At 72.4% G+C, this 18,284-nt stretch carries 18 protein-coding genes and 1 riboswitch; of the genes, 8 read left to right on the top strand and 10 right to left on the bottom strand.

Annotated features, from left to right (window positions below; genetic code table 11):
* Positions 1-117: 117 nt before the first annotated feature.
* Positions 118-1,416 carry a nicotinate phosphoribosyltransferase gene (locus GGQ54_RS03650; protein WP_179446407.1) on the top strand — a complete coding sequence of 433 codons (1,299 nt, stop codon included), beginning with the start codon at positions 118-120 and terminating at the stop codon, positions 1,414-1,416.
* Positions 1,413-2,021, top strand: a complete 609-nt coding sequence (locus GGQ54_RS03655) for an isochorismatase family protein (RefSeq protein ID WP_179444147.1) — start codon at positions 1,413-1,415, stop codon at positions 2,019-2,021. The genes GGQ54_RS03650 and GGQ54_RS03655 overlap by 4 nt, the downstream gene beginning before the upstream one ends.
* On the opposite strand, the gene malQ is transcribed toward GGQ54_RS03655, so the two are convergent.
* Together malQ and GGQ54_RS03665 are read right to left on the bottom strand one after the other, a co-directional pair.
* The gene (gene malQ / locus GGQ54_RS03660) at positions 1,998-4,094 is read right to left on the bottom strand and encodes a 4-alpha-glucanotransferase (protein WP_179444148.1); all 2,097 of its coding nucleotides are present in this window, start codon (positions 4,092-4,094) and stop codon (positions 1,998-2,000) included. The genes GGQ54_RS03655 and malQ overlap by 24 nt on opposite strands.
* Complete coding sequence (locus tag GGQ54_RS03665; RefSeq protein WP_179444149.1) at positions 4,094-4,891, bottom strand: RDD family protein; 798 nt, start codon at positions 4,889-4,891, stop codon at positions 4,094-4,096. Before GGQ54_RS03665 ends, malQ begins: the two co-directional genes overlap by 1 nt.
* Before the next feature lie 108 nt (positions 4,892-4,999).
* On the opposite strand from GGQ54_RS03665, the gene GGQ54_RS03670 reads away from it, so the two are divergent.
* Positions 5,000-6,292: a serine/threonine-protein kinase gene (locus tag GGQ54_RS03670; RefSeq protein WP_179444150.1), complete on the top strand. Its 1,293-nt coding sequence runs from the start codon at positions 5,000-5,002 to the stop codon at positions 6,290-6,292.
* Here GGQ54_RS03670 and GGQ54_RS03675 read toward each other — a convergent pair whose 3' ends face one another.
* Positions 6,293-8,056 (bottom strand): DEAD/DEAH box helicase, encoded by a 1,764-nt coding sequence (locus GGQ54_RS03675; RefSeq protein WP_425487394.1) that lies wholly within the window; start codon positions 8,054-8,056, stop codon positions 6,293-6,295.
* Between the two features lie 77 nt (positions 8,057-8,133).
* Positions 8,134-8,287: riboswitch (FMN riboswitch) on the top strand.
* A gap of 69 nt (positions 8,288-8,356) precedes the next feature.
* Here GGQ54_RS03675 and ribD point away from each other — a divergent pair.
* The 4 genes from ribD to ribH are packed head-to-tail and all read left to right on the top strand — an operon-like array spanning position 8,357 to position 11,095.
* Entirely contained in the window at positions 8,357-9,373 is a 1,017-nt protein-coding gene (ribD, locus tag GGQ54_RS03680) for a bifunctional diaminohydroxyphosphoribosylaminopyrimidine deaminase/5-amino-6-(5-phosphoribosylamino)uracil reductase RibD (protein WP_179444152.1), read from the top strand.
* Positions 9,373-9,993 (top strand): riboflavin synthase, encoded by a 621-nt coding sequence (locus tag GGQ54_RS03685; RefSeq protein WP_179444153.1) that lies wholly within the window; start codon positions 9,373-9,375, stop codon positions 9,991-9,993. The genes ribD and GGQ54_RS03685 overlap by 1 nt, the downstream gene beginning before the upstream one ends.
* Complete coding sequence (gene ribB, locus GGQ54_RS03690) at positions 9,990-10,610, top strand: 3,4-dihydroxy-2-butanone-4-phosphate synthase (RefSeq protein ID WP_179444154.1); 621 nt, start codon at positions 9,990-9,992, stop codon at positions 10,608-10,610. The genes GGQ54_RS03685 and ribB overlap by 4 nt, the downstream gene beginning before the upstream one ends.
* Positions 10,595-11,095, top strand: a complete 501-nt coding sequence (gene ribH, locus GGQ54_RS03695; RefSeq protein ID WP_179444155.1) for a 6,7-dimethyl-8-ribityllumazine synthase — start codon at positions 10,595-10,597, stop codon at positions 11,093-11,095. The genes ribB and ribH overlap by 16 nt, the downstream gene beginning before the upstream one ends.
* Here the strand turns inward: ribH and GGQ54_RS03700 are convergent.
* On the bottom strand, positions 11,070-12,515 hold the full coding sequence (locus tag GGQ54_RS03700) for an MFS transporter (RefSeq protein ID WP_179444156.1): 1,446 nt from the start codon (positions 12,513-12,515) through the stop codon (positions 11,070-11,072). The genes ribH and GGQ54_RS03700 overlap by 26 nt on opposite strands.
* Before the next feature lie 87 nt (positions 12,516-12,602).
* Between GGQ54_RS03700 and GGQ54_RS03705 the strand changes: the two genes are divergently transcribed.
* On the top strand, positions 12,603-12,866 hold the full coding sequence (locus GGQ54_RS03705) for a DUF3039 domain-containing protein (protein ID WP_179444157.1): 264 nt from the start codon (positions 12,603-12,605) through the stop codon (positions 12,864-12,866).
* A 519-nt stretch (positions 12,867-13,385) separates the two neighbouring features.
* Here the strand turns inward: GGQ54_RS03705 and ahcY are convergent.
* From ahcY to GGQ54_RS03735, 6 genes are all read right to left on the bottom strand, one after another.
* The gene (gene ahcY / locus GGQ54_RS03710; RefSeq protein ID WP_179444158.1) at positions 13,386-14,837 is read right to left on the bottom strand and encodes an adenosylhomocysteinase; all 1,452 of its coding nucleotides are present in this window, start codon (positions 14,835-14,837) and stop codon (positions 13,386-13,388) included.
* 79 nt (positions 14,838-14,916) lie between these two features.
* Positions 14,917-15,546, bottom strand: a complete 630-nt coding sequence (locus GGQ54_RS03715) for a vitamin K epoxide reductase family protein (protein WP_179444159.1) — start codon at positions 15,544-15,546, stop codon at positions 14,917-14,919.
* A complete protein-coding gene (gene aroQ / locus GGQ54_RS03720) occupies positions 15,543-15,995 on the bottom strand; it encodes a type II 3-dehydroquinate dehydratase (protein WP_179444160.1) in 453 nt (150 codons plus the stop codon). The genes GGQ54_RS03715 and aroQ overlap by 4 nt, the downstream gene beginning before the upstream one ends.
* Positions 15,995-16,969: a cation diffusion facilitator family transporter gene (locus GGQ54_RS03725; protein ID WP_179444161.1), complete on the bottom strand. Its 975-nt coding sequence runs from the start codon at positions 16,967-16,969 to the stop codon at positions 15,995-15,997. The genes aroQ and GGQ54_RS03725 overlap by 1 nt, the downstream gene beginning before the upstream one ends.
* 39 nt (positions 16,970-17,008) lie before the next feature.
* A complete protein-coding gene (locus GGQ54_RS03730) occupies positions 17,009-18,031 on the bottom strand; it encodes an SIS domain-containing protein (protein ID WP_179444162.1) in 1,023 nt (340 codons plus the stop codon).
* A 9-nt stretch (positions 18,032-18,040) separates the two neighbouring features.
* Positions 18,041-18,256, bottom strand: a complete 216-nt coding sequence (locus tag GGQ54_RS03735) for a Trm112 family protein (RefSeq protein ID WP_218843677.1) — start codon at positions 18,254-18,256, stop codon at positions 18,041-18,043.
* Between the last annotated feature and the right edge of the window lie 28 nt (positions 18,257-18,284).

Raw genomic sequence — 18,284 nt, forward strand, 5'->3', positions numbered from 1 at the left:
CCTGCGACCGTGACCGAGCCACGCGCCGCTGCGGCGCCGGATCCCGCGCCCCGGGCCAGTTGGGGGCCGAGCGACGTTCCCACCACCGCCCTGCTGACCGACCAGTACGAGTTGACCATGCTGCGCGCCGCGCTGCAGGCCGGCACCGCGCAGCGGCACAGCGTCTTCGAGCTGTTCGGGCGCACCCTGCCGGAGGGCCGCCGCTACGGCGTGGTCGCCGGCGTGGGTCGAGCGCTGCGGGCGCTGCGGCACTTCCGGTTCGATGACGAGTCGCTGGCGTTCCTGCGCGACCGCGAGGTCGTCGACGATGTGACCGCCGACTGGCTGGCCGACTACCGCTTTTCCGGCAACATCTGGGGCTATCCCGAGGGCGAGATCTACTTCCCGGGATCGCCGCTGCTGGTGGTCGAGGGCAGCTTCGCCGAGGCGGTGCTGCTGGAGACGGTGTTCTTGTCGATCTACAACCACGACTCGGCGATCGCATCGGCGGCGTCGCGGATGACGGCGATGGCGAACGGCCGGCCGTGCATCGAGATGGGTTCGCGGCGTACCCAGGAGCTGGCCGCGGTCGCGGCGGCCCGCGCCGCCTACATCGCGGGTTTCGAGACCACCTCCAATCTGGAGGCCGGGCGCCGCTACGGCGTACCCACGGCCGGCACGGCGGCGCACTCGTTCACCCTGCTGTTCGACTCCGAACGCGAGGCGTTCCGCGCCCAGCTCGACGCACTCGGCACCGGCACGACCCTGCTGGTCGACACCTACGACGTCGCCGAGGCGGTACGCACCGGCATCGAGCTCGCGGGCGGCGAGCTCGGCGCCATCCGGCTGGACTCGGGCGACCTGGCCGAGGCGGCCCGCCGGGTACGCCGACAGCTCGACGAACTCGGCGCCACCAAGACCAAGATCATCGTCACTTCCGATCTCGACGAGTGGAACATCGCCGCCCTGTCCGGGGCGCCGGTCGACGGCTACGGAGTCGGCACGGCCCTGGTCACCGGATCGGGCCACCCGACGTCGGGATTCGTCTACAAGCTGGTCGCGCGCGCCGTCGACGCCGACCCCGCCTCTCCCCTCGTCCCGGTGGCCAAGAAGTCCACCAACAAGACCTCGATCGGGGGGCGCAAGTACGCCCTGCGCCGCCTGGACGAGCGCGGCGTGGCCGAGGCGGAGGTCATCGGCATCGGCGAGCCCGCGCGTGGTGATCACAACGACCGCCCGCTGCTGGTGCCGCTGGTTCGCGAGGGCGAGATCGTCGGCGACGAACCCCTGACCGCGGCGCGGGAGCGGCATGTCCGCGCGCGGGCCGAGCTGCCGTTGGATGCGCGCAAGATGTCGCGCGGCGGCCCGGTGATCGAGACCATCTACGTCGAACCCGACGGTGATCAACTTCTGAGCCCCTATCGGAGCCGACGATGACCCATGCCGACATCAACGCCGCCGCGCCGACCACTTCCGGTCGGGCCCTGATCGTCGTCGACGTGCAGCGCGACTTCTGCGAGGGCGGCGCGCTCGGGGTGTCCGGCGGCCACGCGGTCGCCGAGTCCGTCTCCCGGCTGCTGGCGGACCAGCACGGCTACGCCACCGTCGTCGCCACCCGTGATCATCACATCGACCCCGGTGATCATTTCTCCACCGAACCCGACTTCGTCGACTCCTGGCCGCCGCACTGTGTGGCGGGTACGCCCGGGGTGGAGTTCGATGATCAACTCACCTTTCGCGACTTCGCCGCGATCTTCGACAAGGGCGAGTACAGCGCCGCCTACTCCGGCTTCGAGGGCACCGAACCCGGCGGGGCGAGGCTGGCCGACTGGCTGCGGGCGCAGGGGATCGGCGAGGTCGAGATCTGCGGCATCGCGACCGACCACTGCGTCCGCGCGACGGCGCTGGATGCCGCCCGCGAGGGGTTCGCGACGACCGTGCTGCTGGATCTGACCGCCGCGGTCGCCGCCGATCGGGTCCAGCAGGTCAGTGACGAGCTGGCCGGTGCCGGCGTCTCGCTACGGGGAGTCGTCGCGGGCTGACGCGGCGCCGGCTGACGCGTCGCGGGCCGACGCGGCGCGCATCACCTCGGCCAGAGCGTTGGCCCTCGGCGAGGCGATCAGCTCCTCCAGCAGCACCGTGCGCCCGTCGGCGTCGGCGAGCGGCAGCCGCCAGTTCGGGTACTCGTCGCTGGTGCCCGGTTGGTTCTGTGCCCGACGATCGCCGGCCAGGTCCGAGACGGACACCCCCAGCAAACGTGCGGGGGTGAGCCCGAGGAAGGCGTGCAGGCCCTCGATCATCGCGTCCGGGCCGGCGCCCGGCGCCAGCAGGCCGTGCCGCGCCAGCATCTCCCGCCAGCGCGCGATGTCGGCGGCCAGGGCAGCCTCCTCGTCGGCGACCGGAATGGTCAGCAGGCCGAGCCGGTCGCGCAGCGCGATGTGTACGCCGTCGAGATAGCCGGCCGTCGGCGGCAGGTCGTGGGTGGTGACCGAGGCCAGGCAGTCACGCCGCCACTGCCCCGGTTCGAGCGGTACGCCGGCGTCCCAGTCCTGCTCGAACCACAGGATCGAGGTGCCGAGCACACCCCGGCCGGCGAGCTCCGTCCGCACCTCGGGCTCGACGGTGCCGAGATCCTCGCCGACGATCACCGCGCCGGCCCGCTGCGCCTCGAGCGCGAGGATGCCGAGCATCGCCTCATGGTCGTAGTGCACATAGGTGCCCTCGGTGGGCGCCGCGTCGCCGGGCACCCACCAGAGCCGGAACAGGCCCATCACGTGATCGATCCGCAGACCACCCGCATGCCGCAGGATCCCGGCGACCATGTCCCGGAACGGCGCATAGGCGACCTGGGCCAGCCGGTCCGGGCGCCAGGGGTGCTGGCCCCAGTCCTGCCCGAGCTGGTTGAACGCATCCGGCGGCGCGCCCACCCGGCAGCTCCGGGCGAACACGTCACCGAGGCCCCAGGCGTCGGCCCCGTCCGGGCTGACGCCGACCGCCAGGTCGTGCATCACCCCGAGCGCCATCCCGGCCGCGCGGGCTCCGGCCTGAACCTCGCCGAGCTGCGCGTCGGCCGCGTACTGCACCCAGCACCAGAAGTCGATCTCGTCGCGATGCGCGTCGGCGTACCCCGCGACGTCCGGCAGCTCGGGACTGCGCAGGCCGGCCGGCCAGTCCTGCCAGCGGGGGCCGTGCTCGCGGGCCAGCGCGCACCAGGTCGCGAAATCGGTCAGCGGGCGTCCCCACGCGGTGCGGTACGCCGTGAGCGCCTCGCCCGCCCGGTCGACGTGTCCGAACAGGATGCGCAGGGCGGCCAGCTTCGCGTTCCAGACGGCATCGCGATCGATCAGTTCGCCCAGCGAGGCACGGGCGGCGTCGGCGAGTCGGTCCACCTCGGCACGCTCGGCGGCGGACAGGGCGGCGTACTCGGGCAGCCGATCGATCGCCAGGTACAGCGGATCGGTGAACCGCCGGCTGGCCGGCAGATACGGCGAGGGCTCCAGCGGCGGCACCACCCCGCCGGCCTGAAGGGGGTTGACCAGCACGAATCCCGCGCCGTGTTCGCGGCCCGACCAGCGGGCCAGGTCGGCGAGATCGGCCAGGTCGCCGATCCCCCACGAGCGCGCCGATGTCATCGAGTAGACCTGCGTCGCGGTGCCCCACTGGCGGGTCGCGGCGAGCGCGGGCGGCACCGGGATGCGCTCGGGGACGACGATCAGCGTCCGCGCGATCCGGCGTGCGGGTGAGGCCAGGTCGAGCCGGTGATAGCCGAGCGGCAGGTCCCCCGGCAGCGCCAGCTCGCCGGACCGGGCGGGACCGAGCGAGCGGCGAGCGCCGTCCTCGGTGACCAGCTCCGCGAGCGTTCCGGTGGGCGCGGGCACCGTGCCGGGTCGGCCCTCGCGGGCGATGATCACCGGCGGCAGCGCGGCCGCGGCGGCGCGCGCGGCCGCCAGGGCGGCGTCGATCCGCTCCGGGGTGGAGGCGTCGACGCCGAGGTCGGTGAGCACCGCGCGCAGGGTCGCGTCGGAGGCGGTACGCCGGACCTGCCGCCAGTCCTGGTACTCGGTGGCGATGCCGTGCGCGACGGCCAGCTCGTGCAGCGGGGAGGCGGTGCTCATCAGCGGGTGCGGATGACCTGGGTGCGAGAGATCTTGTCGTGCACCGACTGGCGTTTCGGGTCGGTCGCGGCGACCACACCGTCGATGATCACCAGCGGCCAGAGCAGCCAGATCTGCGGCAGCAGCCCGCGCGCGACCGTGCGCGCGGCGACGGCGCCCGCGCCGAGTCGGCCCGGCTCGCGGCCGCGATCGACCGGCACCGCACGGATCCCGACCAGCAACTGGCCCGGCGTGGCCGAGCGCCAGGCCAGGAACCCGACGTGGATCACGATGGCGGCGAGCAGCAGCGCCCCGGACAGCCAGAGCTGATCGTCGGGCGACAGCAGCGTCTCCGGATCGGGCTGCGGCGGGATCGGCAGGCCGGCCTGCTCGGCGGCCAGCGCCTCGTTGTAGTAGGCGCCGACCCGGGCGAAGAGCCGCTGCCAGATCGGCAGCGTGATCAGCACCCAGACCACGCCGATGATCACCAGGTCCAGCAGCCAGGCGCCGAGACGCGCGCCCCAGGCGGCGAGCGGTACGCCGTCGGCGGTGGCGACGGCCTTGCCGCCGCGACCCGGCGTACCGAAGGACGACGCCCCCGGCTGCCCTCCGACGTGGTGGTTGCCGGCCTGCTGGAAACCGGGCTGCTGCGTACCGGGCGCGGCGGAACCCGGGTCCTGTTCGCGGGTGTCCCGGCTCCACTGCCAGCCGTCCCAGTAGCGGGCGCGCCGCGGGTCGACGGGATCGGGGTACCAGCCGGCCGGTGCGGCGTGACGGCCGGGCGGGGCGGGCGGGCGGCCGACGGGAATGTCACTCACCCGGCCATTGTCCCCTCTCGGCCGCCGGCGGGGAGAATCGGTCGAATCCGGCCGGGAGCGGCCGATGGGCTGGCTTCTGGCCCCGTTCGTGCCGACACTAGGAGGACCATGGAACGGATCGGACGCTATCGGCTCGTCGCGCGGATCGGCGCGGGTTCGTTCGCGACCGTCTGGCAGGGCCACGACGACGATCTCGACGTGCCGGTGGCGATCAAGGTGCTGGCGGAGAACTGGTCGGCGCGCGAGGACGTGCGCGGCCGGTTCGTCAGCGAGGCCCGGCTGATGCGCCGGATCTCCGACAACCGGATCATCCGGGTCTACGACATCGGCGAGCTGGACGACGGTCGGCCGTATTTCGTCATGGACTACTGCGATGCCGGCTCGCTCGACCAGTGGCGGCGGGAGCTGCGGGCGCCGGCGCAGGCGATCCGCGCGGCCGCCGAGGCCTGCCGGGCGCTGCAGGTGTTGCACGATCACCGGGTGGTGCACCGCGACGTCACGCCGGGAAATCTGCTGCTCGACACGCGGGCGGACGGGTCGTTGGTGATCCGGCTGTCCGATCTCGGCGTCGCGAAGTCGATGGTCGACGACGTGGGCGGGACGATGACGGCGGGTACGCCGTCCTACATGGCGCTGGAGCAGGCGACCGGCGCCGGGTTCGACCATCGCGCCGACATCTACGCGATCGGCTGCGTGACTTACGCCCTGCTGACCGGCCGGCCGCCGTTTCGGGTACGCAATCTCGCCGACCTGCTGAACCGCACCGCCGACCAGCACCCGGAGCCGATCGCCGAGCGGCTCGGGATTCCGACCGACCTGGACGATGTGCTGCGGCACGCGCTCGCCCGGGACGCATCGGCGCGGCCCGCGTCGGCGAAGGCCCTGGCGGACCGGCTGGACCGGATCGCCGGGCAGATCGAGGCCGATGGTGCCGAGCCGAGCACGACCGCGGTCGACCTGACGCGGGTACGCCGGGTCACGGCCCCGCCGGCCTGGCCGACCCTGCCGGAGCGTCCCGCCGAGGGTGCGCCCTCGCATTCCGCGCCCTCGCCGGGCTCGCTGCCGCCCGCGTCGCGGCAGCGCGTGTCGTGGTCGGAGCAGTCCGCGGCCCGGCAGCGGCAGAGTTGGTCCGAGCGGCCCGCCGCCCAGCCGACGCGTACCCCACAGCCTCCGGCCGCACCCACGCAGGCCCCACATCCGCAGGGCGCGCAACCGGCACCGCCGGTGCCGAACGTGCCGGCGCACGGGCAGATGGTCAACGACTGGAGCTACCTGCCGGCGGCGCGCCCGGCAGCGGAGCCGGAGCGCCGCCGCGGTGGCGTGCTGATGTGGTTGTTGCTGGCGATCGGGGCGTTCCTGCTCGCCGTGTTGCTGGGCTGGATCTATTTTTCCCTGACCTGATCAGGCGCGGGTGGCCCAGGCCCGGATCCGCTCGATCCGGGAGGTGAGCTGCTCGGCATCGGCCGCCACGGCCGCGGGGCCGCCGCAGGCCTCGCGCAGCTCGTTGTGGATCACGCCGTGCGGTTTGCCGGTGCGGTGGTGCCAGGCGCCGACCAGGCCGTTCAGTTCCTTGCGCAGCTCGCGTAGTTGCTGGTGCCCGGCGACCGGCCGCGGCTGGGTCGGCGTACCTCGCTGTTCGGAACGCTCCAGATGATCGGCCTGGCGGCGGCGCAGCAGGTCCTTCACCTGATCGGGCTCCAACAGCCCGGGCAGGCCGAGATAGTCGCGCTCCTCGTCGCTGCCGGCCATCGTCTGCAGCCCGAACTCGCCGCCGTCGAAGAGCACCTTCTCGAAGTCGGCCTCGCTCGCCAGCGCCGTGAAGGCGCCCTCGTCGAGGTCGGCATCGGGTTCGGTCTGTTCCCGCTCGGCCTCGGCCAGCAGCGCCGCCTCGTCCTGCGCTGTCGGCGGCTTCAGGGCATGGTCGCGCTCGGCCTCCAGCTCGGCGGCCAGGCCGAGCAGCGGCGCGATGCTGGGCAGGAACACCGACGCGGTCTCGCCCTTGGCGCGGGCGCGGACGAACCGGCCGACCGCCTGGGCGAAGAACAGCGGGGTCAGCGTGGGCGTGGCATAGACGCCGACGGCGAGCCGCGGCACGTCCACACCCTCGGAGACCATCCGGACCGCGACCATCCAGCGCTCGTCGGATTCGGCGAAGTCGCTGATCCGCTTGCTGGAGCCGGGTTCGTCGGACAGCACCAGCGCCGGCTTGCGGCCGGTGAGCTGGGTGAGGATCTTCGCGTACGCCCGGGCGTTGGTCTGGTCGCCGGCGATCACCAGGCCGCCGGCATCGGGTACGCCGGAGCGGACCTCGCTCAGTCGGGTGTCGGCGGCGCGCAGCACCGCGGGGATCCAGGCGCCGCCGGGATCGAGCGCGGTGCGCAGCGCCTGCGCGGCGAGGTCCTTGGTCAGCGGCCCGCCGAGCCGGGCGGTCAGCTCGTCGCCGGCCTTGGTCCGCCAGTGCATGTCGCCGGAGTAGGCCAGGAACAGGACGGGGCGGACGATGCCGTCGGCGAGCGCCGGCCCGTAGCCGTAGGAATAGTCGGCGCGGGAGCGCAGCGCGCCGGTGCCGTCGGGCTCGTAGCGGACGAACGGGATGGGGTTGGCGTCGGAGCGAAACGGCGTACCGGTCAGCGCCAGGCGGCGCCGGGCCGGCTCGAACGCCTCGCGTACCGCCTCGCCCCAGGAGCGCGCGTCGCCGGCGTGGTGGATCTCGTCCAGGATGACCAGCGTGTTGCGCTGCTCGGTGCGGATCCGCAGGGCGTTGGGGTTGGCGGCGACGCCGGCATAGGTGAGCGCGAAGCCCTGGAAGTCGGCCGACGTCCGGCCCTGCCGGGTGCCGAAGTTCGGGTCGATCTGGATGCCGATCCGGGCGGCCGCCTGCGCCCACTGGGTCTTCAGGTGCTCGGTGGGCGCGACCACCGTGATCCGCTCGACGATGCGCCGGTTGAGCAGCTCGGCGGCCAGGGTCAGCGCGAACGAGGTCTTGCCCGCGCCCGGGGTCGCGACCGCGAGGAAGTCGCGCGGCTGGGTCTCGCGATAGGCCTCCAGCGCCGCGGCCTGCCAGGCCCGCAACTGCTTGACGGTGCCCCACGCGGCCCGATCGGGGAACGCCGGGGAGAGCTTGTCCGCATGGACGACCAGCGGTTGCGGATCGGGCGAGCTCACTGGCCCCATCCTAGGGGGAGCGGCCGACCGTCGAGACACCCGACGCACCCCACCGGGCCGGCGCTAGGGTGTGCGTCGACCCCTCGCGGGGCACGGTGCAATTCCTGACCGGCGGTGACAGTCCGCGAACCTCGGTCGCCCGATGCGACCCTGGCCGACCCGGCGCAATTCCGGGACCGACGGTGTTCGGTCGCTCGAGGCGATCGTCAGTCCGGATGAGAGCGAGGGTGCGCGGCAGCGTACGCGCGTGCGGAGCACGGTACGCGGCAGCGCGCGCTCGCATGGACCGCTGGAGGACCGATGACGGGCGCGAGCTTCGCACCTGAGTCCGACGAGTGGGGCATGCGGCGAGCGATCACACAGGCTGATCGGGTTCGCCACCTGACCTCACCCAATCCCTGGGTAGGCGCGATCCTGCGTACCCGCGACGGCCGGGAGTTCGCCGGGGCCACCGAGCCCCCGCCCGGCCGGCACGCCGAACAGGTCGTGCTGGACGCGGCGCGGGCCGGGGGCGCCGACGTGACCGGCGCCACCGTGTGGGTGACGCTGGAGCCGTGTGATCATCACGGCCGCACCGCGCCCTGCACCGAGGCCCTGATCGGGGCGGGCGTGGCGCGCGTGGTGTTCGCGGTCGGCGACCCGGATCCGCGGGTCGACGGGCGCGGCGCCGCACGGCTGAGAGCTGCCGGGATCGCCGTCACCGAAGGGGTTTGCACGGATCGAGCGACGGATCAACTGCGGCCCTATCTGACCCATCGGCGGACGGGCAGGCCGTTCGTGATCATGAAGCTCGCGGCGAGCCTGGACGGCCGGATCGCGGCCGCCGACGGCAGCTCGCGCTGGGTGACCGGGGACGCCGCCCGCGCGGAGGCGCACCGGCTGCGGGCGCAATGCGACGCGGTGCTGGTCGGGGCGGGCACGGTGCGCACCGACGATCCCGAGTTGACGGTGCGGGCGGTCGCCGGCCGAGATCCGCTGCGGGTGGTGCTCGGCCGGGCGCCGGCGGGGGCGCGGGTGCACCCGTGCCTGGAGCTGTCCGGGCCGCTGCCCGGCGTGCTGGACGATCTCGGCCGCCGCGGCGTGCTGCAGTTGTTGGTGGAGGGCGGCTCCCGGGTCGCCCACGACTTCCACCGGGCGGGGCTGGTCGACCGCTACCTGATGCACCTGGCGCCCGCGCTGTTCGGCGGCGACGATGCGGCGCCGCTGTTCCGCGGGAGCGGGGCGCGCAGCATCGACGAGGTGTGGCGCGGCCGGATCGCCGGGGTACGCCATCTCGGCGGCGATCTCGTGGTCGAGCTGGAGAAGGGGGTGGCCTGATGTTCACCGGAATCGTGGCCGAGCTGGGCACCGTGGTGGAGGCCGGGGCCGGCCGACTGGTGATCACCTGCACCGAGGTGCTGGCCGATGCGGGGCTCGGCGACTCGATCGCGGTCAACGGCTGCTGCCTGACCGTGGTGGAGCGGGGTGCCGACTGGTGGCGCGCCGATCTCAGCGCCGAGACGCTGCGGCGTACCGCGTTGGGCGAGCTGGTGGCGGGCGACGTGGTGAATCTGGAGCGCCCGGCCAGGCTGGGCGGACGGCTGGACGGGCACCTGGTCACCGGTCATGTCGACGGGATCGGGCGAGTCCTCTCCCCCGCCCCGGACCTGCGAGTGTCGCTGCCGGATGATCTTGCGCGCTATGTGGTGGCGAAGGGCTCGATCGCCGTGGACGGGGTGAGCCTGACGGTGGTCGAGCCGGATGATCATTCCTTCGGCGCGGCGATCATCCCGCACACCGCCTCGGTCACCACGCTCGGCCGCCGGGCGCCGGGCGATGCGGTGCATCTGGAGGCCGATGTGACCGCCAAGCATGTCGAGCGGCTGCTCGCGTGGCGGGACGAGCGGCTGCTCGCGTGGCGGGACGAGCGGCTGCTCGCGTGGCGGGACGAGCGATGAGCGCGGTCGAGGAGGCGGTCGCCGCCATCGCGGCGGGCGGGATGGCGCTGGTGCTCGATGCCGCCGACCGCGAGGCCGAGGGCGATCTGATCATGGCCGCGGACGCGGCCGACGCGTCGTCGCTGGCGTTCTTCCTGGCCCACACCTCGGGCTTCATCTGCTGCGCGATCACGCCCGAGCGGGCCGACGAGCTCGCGCTGCCGGCGATGACGAGCGCGCAGGAGGACCCGCTGCGCACGGCGTACCTGGTCACCGTCGACGTCGCGGACGCCGGGACGGGGATCTCCGCCGCGGAGCGCGCGGGTGCCGCCCGGGCGCTGGCCGATCCGTCGGCCGGGCCCGAGGCCTTGCGCCGGCCCGGGCACCTGGTGCCGCTGCGGGCGCGGCCGGGCGGGGTTGCGGAGCGGCCCGGGCACACCGAGGCCGCGGTCGACCTGGCGCGCCTGGCGGGGCGGGCGCCCGCGGGTGTGCTGTGCGAGGTGGTGACGGCGGACAAGCGGGGCATGGCCCGCGCGCCCGAGCTGCGTCGGTTCGCCGCCCGGCACGCCCTACCGATGATCACGATCGCGGAACTGTCCGCACACCTGGAGGAGAGGCTGGCATGGGCACGGATGTGAGGTACGCCGGGCGGGTCGAGCCCGCCCTCGACGCGACGGGTCTGCGGATCGCCGTGGCGTGTGGGCGGTTCAACGATCACGTGACGATGCGGCTGCTGGAGGGTACGCGGCGCGAGCTGGCGGGCCTCGGCGGGGAACCGGCCGTGGAGGCCTGGGTGCCGGGCGCGTTCGAGCTGCCGTTCGCCTGTCGGCGGCTGGCGGTTGATCATGACGCGGTGATCGCACTCGGCTGCGTGATCCGCGGCGACACCGCGCATTTCGATCATGTCGCCGGGCAGGCGGCGGCCGGGCTGATGCGGGTCGGGCTGGACACCGGCGTACCGGTCGTCTTCGGCGTACTGACGACCGAGAACATCGACCAGGCATTGGCCCGCAGCGAGGGCGCCGGCGGCCACAATGTCGGCGCCGAGGCCGCCCGGACCGCCGTCGAGATGAGCCGCTTCGGTGACCGGGCGCGCGTCAGCGCAGGGGGACGGTCTCGCTGACGCGGCCGATCCGGAGGGCGAACGGGAGGGCCAACACGGCGACGACCATCATCGCGGAGGCGACGGTGCCGAAGGTCAGCGGCAGGTTTCCCGACGGGTGCAGCGCGGCGAAGATCGTGCCGGACAGGCCGACGAAGATGCTGACGCCGATGCCCTCGGCGATCTGCAGCGAGGCGGCATTGCGGCCCTGCTGCGCGGTCGGCGACAGCGTCATCACGACCAGGCTGGTGCTCGCCACGGCGAGCCCCATCCCCAGGCCGGCGATCACCCAGCCGAGGGCGACGATCCCGGGCCAGGCGGCCGGCAGCCAGGACGCGATCGAAGCCACGCCGACCCCGACCGCGACGGCGATCACCCCGAACACGACGAGCCGATTGCGGCTCCCCCGCACCCACGGGCGCGACTGGCCCCAGGCGCCGAGGGCCCAGCCGAGCGAGCCGACGGTGAGGATCGCTCCGGCCAGGGTCAGGCTCAGGCCGCGGGTTTCGACCAGCATCAGCGGCAGGAACGACTCGGCACCGAAGAACGCGCCGGGGAAGATCATCCGGCACCAGACCACCGAGGCCAGGCCGCGCCGCATCCGCGCGAACCCTTCCGGCATCAGCTTCGGCAGCGCGATCACCAGCAGCACCACCCCGACGGCGGCGAACAGCCCGGCGAGCGGCGCCATCCCGGCCGCCCACGACTGGCCGGCCGCCTGCAGGGATGCCGCGGCCGCCGCCGCCAACCCCGGTGCCCACAGCGGAATCGGGGTCGCATTGTCGGCATCGGCGTCGAGCAGACCGGCGCGCGCCACCCGGACCACGATGGGGATCACCAGCACCGCCGCGAGCAACAGCAGCGGCAGCACGGAGAAGAAGACCCAGTGCCAGGACAGCCGTTCGGCCAGCCAGCCCGCGATCGGCGGCCCGACGAAGGCCGGCACCACCCAGGCGGCCGAGATCCACGCCATCACCCGCGCCCGGTCCGCATCGTCGAAGAGCCGCGCGATCACCACGGTCAGGCTGACGAACATCGCGCCGGCGCCGAGCCCCTGGGTGAGCCGGCCGACGAGCAGCATCGGCCAGACCGGCGCGACCCCCGCGACCACGAGCCCGACGGCGAACAGGGCGAACCCGATCAGCATCGGGCGCAGCGGCCCGATCCGGTCGTTCACCCGGCCGCCGACCGCCGTGCCGACGAGCTGACCGATGACGAACAAGGTGAACGCCCAGGCGTAGTAGGTCAGGCCGTCGAGGTCGCGCGCCGCCTCCGGCATGGCGGTCGCCACCGCGATGTTCTCGAAGGCGGCGCTGAACACCCCCGAGACCATGCCGATGATCAGCATCGGGGTGGGTCGGATCGTGCCGTCCGCCCGCACGGACACGCCGCCGACCGATCGGGACGTCGACGCGGTGACATCGGAGGGACGGTCGGGCACAGGGTCATGCAACCACCTCGACCCCGCTTCACGTCAACGCAACGCGGGTCCAGGTCGGCGCAACGGGGCCGACGTAGACTCCCGCCCATGACGCAGCAGCAGTTGAGCCCGGGCGCGGAGACGATCCTCGACGAGCGCACCGACACCACCCCGGTGGAGCCGGGTGATCATGAACGGCTCTCGCACTACGTCGCGAAGGACAAGCTGACCGAGGCGATGGTGATGGGTACGCCGGTGATCGCGCTGTGCGGGAAGGTGTGGGTCCCGAGCCGCAACCCGGACAAGTTCCCGGTCTGCCCGGAGTGCAAGGAGATCTGGGAGACCCTGCGCCCGGAGGACGGCGAGGACTGAGGTCGTTCGCGTACCCCTCGGCACAACCGACCACTTGTGGGGATGTCGGCGCCCGCCGCGCGGCAGTTCGCGTACCCCCTCGCCGATACCGACCACTCGCCGGGATATCGGCGCCCGTCGACCCAAATCGCCCACCAAAACCCTGACGAGCGGTCGATATCGGCGATGCGGGTACGCCCGACCTCAGCCACCGCACGGACCCACCGCAACGCGCGGCCCCGACCGCACTCATCGACGCCGCGTCCACGCCTGACCCGCCGACCGTCCGCCACAACCGACCACTCGCCCGGATATTGGCGCCCGCCGACCCAGATCGATGACCAAAACCCTGACGAGCGGTCGATATCGGCCATGCGGGTACGCCCGACCCGCGGATGCCGGTTCCGTTCGCGGTAACAAGGGCAACCCACAATCCGCGGGCCGAACCGGCAGCCGCGAACGATACTCAGCTCGCGGATGCCGATTCAGCTCGCGGATGCCGGTTCAGCTCGCGGGGTCGGATCGCGGGCGCGCCCGCGGTCAGTAGCGGTACGCCTCCGGCTTGTACGGGCCGGACTGCTCCACGCCGAGATAGCTCGCCTGCTCCGGTGTCAGCTCGGTCAGCTCCACGCCGAGGGCGCCGAGGTGCAGCCGGGCGACCTCCTCGTCGAGGTGCTTGGGCAGCACGTAGACGCCGACCGGGTACTCGTCGGGCTTGGTGAACAGCTCGATCTGGGCCAGCACCTGGTTGGTGAAGGAATTGCTCATCACGAAGCTCGGGTGCCCGGTCGCGTTGCCGAGGTTCAGCAGCCGGCCCTCGGACAAGACGATGATCGAGCGCCCGTCGGGGAAGGTCCAGGTGTGCACCTGCGGCTTCACCTCGTCCTTGACCACCCCGTCGATCCGGGCCAGCCCGGCCATGTCGATCTCGTTGTCGAAGTGGCCGATGTTGCCGATGATCGCCTGGTGCTTCATCCGCGACATCTGGTCGGCGGTGATCACATCCTTGCAGCCGGTGGCGGTGACGAAGATGTCGGCGGTCTCCACGACGTCCTCGAGCCGGGCGACCTGGTAGCCGTCCATCGCCGCCTGCAGCGCACAGATCGGATCGATCTCGGTCACGATCACCCGGGCGCCCTGCCCGCGCAGGGATTCCGCGCAGCCCTTGCCGACGTCGCCGTAGCCGCAGACCACCGCGACCTTGCCGCCGATCAGCACGTCGGTGGCGCGATTGATGCCGTCGATCAGCGAGTGCCGGCAGCCGTACTTGTTGTCGAACTTCGACTTGGTCACCGAGTCGTTGACGTTGATCGCCGGGAACAGCAGTTGATCATCGCGGGCCATCTCGGCCAGCCGGTGCACGCCGGTGGTGGTCTCCTCGGTGACGCCCTTGATCTCGTTGGCCAGCGCCACCCAGTCGGTGCGCTGCTCGGCAAGGTTGTCCGCGATCAGCGCCAGCAGGACCCGCAGCTCCTCCGGGTCGTCCTCGCCGGCCTCGGGCACCCGCCCGGCCTTCAGGTACTCGACCGCGGAGTGCAGCAGCATCGTCGCGTCCCCGCCGTCGTCGAGGATCATGTTCGGGTGCTCGCCGTCCGGCCAGTTCAGGATCTGCTCGGTGCACCACCAGTACTCCTCCAGGGTCTCGCCCTTCCAGGCGAATACCGGTACGCCGGCCGGGGCCTCGGGCGTACCCGAACCCACGGCCACCGCCGCCGCGGCATGGTCCTGGGTGGAGTAGATGTTGCACGACGCCCAGCGCACCTGCGCGCCGAGCGCGACCAGCGTCTCGATCAGCACGGCCGTCTGCACGGTCATGTGCAGGGACCCGGCGATCCTGGCGCCGGCCAGCGGCTGCGACTCGGCGTACCGCTCGCGCATCGCCATCAGGCCCGGCATCTCGTGCTCGGCGAGCGTGATCTCCTTGCGGCCGAAGTCGGCGAGCCCGAGGTCGGCGACCCGGAAGTCGGTGCTGGCATCGGTGGTCGTGGTCACAGGGTTCCCTTCGTCGTGTCCGCGGACATCCTAGGCCCCGCGGGCCGGCACACGAAGCCGCGCCGGGGCGCCGAGCAGCTCAGAGCACGAACAAGATGACGGAGACGACGAGCGCGGCGGCGGCGATCCACCAGACCACCGTCAGCGGGAGCGCCATCCGGGAGACGAAGTCGGTGACGCCCCGCAGCCCGGCCGGGATCGAGCCACGCCAGGCATGCAGGTTGCGCGCCGTGACCGCGAAGAACATCGGCATCGTGATGGCCCAGACCGCCATGCAGTAGGGGCAGATGGCGCCGATGTCGAACATCGTGTTGATCATCAGCCAGTGCACGAAGACCGCGCCGAAGATCACTCCCGCCTGCAGGCCGCCCCAGAACCACTCGGCGAACCGCGCCCCGGCCAGCAGCCCCATGCCGACGGCGATGGTGATTCCGAAGCAGACCAGGCCGAGGAACGGGTTGGGGAAGCCGAACGCGTTCGACTGCCACGAGCGCATCACCTCGGCGCACTGGATCTGCGCGTTGATGTCGCAGACCAGCGCCTGGTCCGGATTCTGCAGCAAGGTGATCTTCTCGATGCTCAGCGCCATCGCGCAGAACAGCCCGACCGCGGAGCAGATCACCAGGATCAGCCCCAGTGCTCGCCGGGAGAGCGGCTCGGGATCGGTGTCGACGACCTCGTCGTCGAGCAGCTCGTCGGTCATCGTCATTCCTGTTCCTCGTCTCGGCGCGCGATGCGGTCGGCGAGGGCACGCAGCGCGAGCCGATAGCCGTCGACGCCGAGGCCGGCGATCACACCGGTGGCGTAGGGGGTGATGTAGGAGTGTCGCCGAAACTCCTCGCGGGCATGCACATTGCTCAGGTGCACCTCGATCAGGTCCGCCGTGCGCTGGGCGACGGCATCGGCGATCGCGATCGAGTAGTGGGTCCACGCCGCCGGGTTCAGCACCACCGGCAGCGATTCGTCGGCGGCCTCGTGCAACCAGCCGATCATCTCGGCCTCGGCGTCGGTCTGCCGGACCTCGATACCCAGGCCCAGTCCGGACCCGAAGTCCACCAGTTGTGCCGCGAGTTGATCATGGGTGAGCGACCCGTAGATCTCCGGTTCGCGGCGACCGAGGCGGCCGAGATTGGGGCCGTTCAGAACGAGTACGCGCATCAGTGCTCCGCGCCGTCGGGTCGCGGTGCCGGCCGGTAGTCGGCGGCGTAGATGTCGGGCTCGAGGTAGCAGTGGGTGACCGTCGGCTCGGCGGCGGCGATCCGCTCCTCCGCGGCGTTGATCACCCGGGCGACATCGTCGGCGCTGGTCGCATCGGCAACGGAGATCTTGGCCGCGACCAGAACGTCGTCGGGGCCGAGCTGCAGGGTACGCAGGTTCAGCAGCCGGTCGACCCCGGGCGTACCGGTGATCGCCTCGGTGATCGCCTCGATGTCCTCCGCGCTCGCCGACTCGCCGATCAGCAGGGAGCGCATCTCCCAGGCCAGCACGGCGGCGACGACGACCAGCAGGACGCCGATCATGGCGGTGCCGATCACGTCGAAGATCCCGTTGCCGGTGAGCAGGGTCAGGCCGACACCGAACAGGGCGAGGACCAGACCGATCAGGGCCGCCAGATCCTCCAACAGGATCACCGGAAGCTCCGGGGACTTGGAATTGCGGATGAAGGCGGGGAAGCTCTGCCGGCCGCGCGCGGCATTGCCCTCCTTGAGCGCCGTGCGGAAGGAGAACGACTCGGCGATGATCGCGAATCCCAGCACCGCCAGCGGCACCCACCACCACTGGCTCTCCAGCAGCTCGTTCGGGTGGCCGGTGCGTACCTCCTCGAACTTGTGGTACGCCTCGTAGAGCGCGAACAGGCCGCCGACGGAGAACAGCACGATCGACACGACGAAGGCATAGAGGTAGCGGACCCGGCCGTAGCCGAACGGATGCTCGGCGTCGGCCGGCTGCCGGCCGCGCCGACCGCCGATCAGCAACAACACCTGGTTGCCGGAGTCGGCGACCGAGTGGATCGCCTCGGCCAGCATCGAGGAGGCACCCGTCAGCCCCCAGGCGACGAACTTCGCGACGGCAATCGACAGATTCGCCGTCAGGGCCGCCACGACGGCCCTGGTCCCTCCCTCAGCGCTCACGAGACGCCATTGTGCCAGCGCCGCCGAAGATGGGAACCATCACTGGAGCCGATCCAGGCCGACGGCGAGATAGCAGGCGGTGAAGAGCCCGGTCTGCAGGACGGTGGCGTAGCGCTCCAGGTCGGACCCGTGCTGGGCCGAGATCAGGCAGACCCGGACGTCGTGGCGGGCCGCGGCGCCGGTCAGCCGGTTGCGGTCCAGCCTGACGTGCTCGTCGGCCGAGCCGTCGTCGAGCTCGATCAGGGCCGGGCGTCGATCGGCGGGCGCATCGTCGGTGAACGGATCGGCGAACGGGTCTCGGCGGCCGGCCGCCTCGATCACCGGCGCCAGCTCGCCCGCATCGGCGGCCAGCGCGGCCCGCCCGGTCGCGGCCCGGATGGCCTCGGCGATCCGGCGGCTGGCCCGCGCGGCCAGTACCGACCCGCCCCAGATCAGCGGCTGCGCATCGGCCAGGCCGAGCGCGATGTCCTTGGCCGGGTTGGTGGCGATGCTCTCGTGCGGCGAACAGTCCTCGGCAACCCGGTCCATGGCGTCGGCAACCTGTTCCGGCGAGGTGGACGGGCCGAGCCCGGCGTCGTGCAGGCCGGCCAGGGCGATCACGACGGCGGCCAGCGGGTCGCCGGTCACGGTCGGCAACACGATGCTGGAACGGCCGCCGGCGAACTCGGCGATCGCGGACGGCACCGGGCAGGCGATCATCAGGGTGGCGCCGCGGCGTACCGCCTCGCGGACGGTGGCGATCAGGTCGGGCGAACCGCCGTCGGAGGCGCTGACCACCACCAGATCGAGCGCGCCGACCCAGCCGGGCAGGCCGGGGCGGGGCCAGGCCAGGAACGGCACCGGGCAGGTCGGCTCCAGCAGCGCGCGGATCAGCCGGGCCTCGCCGCCCGCGGCGATCACCGCCCGCGGTCGCGGGAGGTCGCGCAGCGCCGCGCGCCCACTCTCGGCACCCTCGGCCTCCCGGCGTACCCGCGCCCCGGCCGACGCCAGCCGGCGCAGCACATCGTCGGCGCGACCCAGCGCCAGCGGATTCTCCAGTCGGGCGTCGTCGAACTCTGCCACCGCTGCCCCTCAGGCGGGACGGCCGGCGAGCGTGGGGCGCGCCTCGTCGACGAGCAGCACGGGAATCCCGTCCCGGACGGGGTACGCCAGACCGCACTCCGGCCCGAGGCAGATCAACTCGCCGCGATCATGATCGACCGCCAACCGCTGGCGGCAGCGCGGGCAGGCGAGGATGTCGAGCAGATCGGCGCTGAGCGCCACGCCGTCGTCGGGTCCGGACTCCATGCGGGCAGTCTAGGCGCAGCGACGCATC

The organism is Naumannella cuiyingiana, from assembly GCF_013408305.1.
Lineage (GTDB): Bacteria > Actinomycetota > Actinomycetes > Propionibacteriales > Propionibacteriaceae > Naumannella > Naumannella cuiyingiana.

Excerpts from the sequence above, each read along its gene's own strand:
- GGQ54_RS03650 (WP_179446407.1), top strand. The coding sequence starts at position 118 with ATGCTGCGCGCCGCGCTGCAGGCCGGCACCGCGCAGCGGCACAGCGTC.
- GGQ54_RS03655 (WP_179444147.1), top strand. The coding sequence starts at position 1,413 with ATGACCCATGCCGACATCAACGCCGCCGCGCCGACCACTTCCGGTCGG.
- malQ (WP_179444148.1), bottom strand. The coding sequence starts at position 4,094 with ATGAGCACCGCCTCCCCGCTGCACGAGCTGGCCGTCGCGCACGGCATC.
- GGQ54_RS03670 (WP_179444150.1), top strand. The coding sequence starts at position 5,000 with ATGGAACGGATCGGACGCTATCGGCTCGTCGCGCGGATCGGCGCGGGT.
- ribD (WP_179444152.1), top strand. The coding sequence starts at position 8,357 with ATGACGGGCGCGAGCTTCGCACCTGAGTCCGACGAGTGGGGCATGCGG.
- GGQ54_RS03685 (WP_179444153.1), top strand. The coding sequence starts at position 9,373 with ATGTTCACCGGAATCGTGGCCGAGCTGGGCACCGTGGTGGAGGCCGGG.
- ribB (WP_179444154.1), top strand. The coding sequence starts at position 9,990 with ATGAGCGCGGTCGAGGAGGCGGTCGCCGCCATCGCGGCGGGCGGGATG.
- ribH (WP_179444155.1), top strand. The coding sequence starts at position 10,595 with ATGGGCACGGATGTGAGGTACGCCGGGCGGGTCGAGCCCGCCCTCGAC.
- GGQ54_RS03705 (WP_179444157.1), top strand. The coding sequence starts at position 12,603 with ATGACGCAGCAGCAGTTGAGCCCGGGCGCGGAGACGATCCTCGACGAG.
- GGQ54_RS03715 (WP_179444159.1), bottom strand. The coding sequence starts at position 15,546 with ATGACGATGACCGACGAGCTGCTCGACGACGAGGTCGTCGACACCGAT.
- aroQ (WP_179444160.1), bottom strand. The coding sequence starts at position 15,995 with ATGCGCGTACTCGTTCTGAACGGCCCCAATCTCGGCCGCCTCGGTCGC.
- GGQ54_RS03735 (WP_218843677.1), bottom strand. The coding sequence starts at position 18,256 with ATGGAGTCCGGACCCGACGACGGCGTGGCGCTCAGCGCCGATCTGCTC.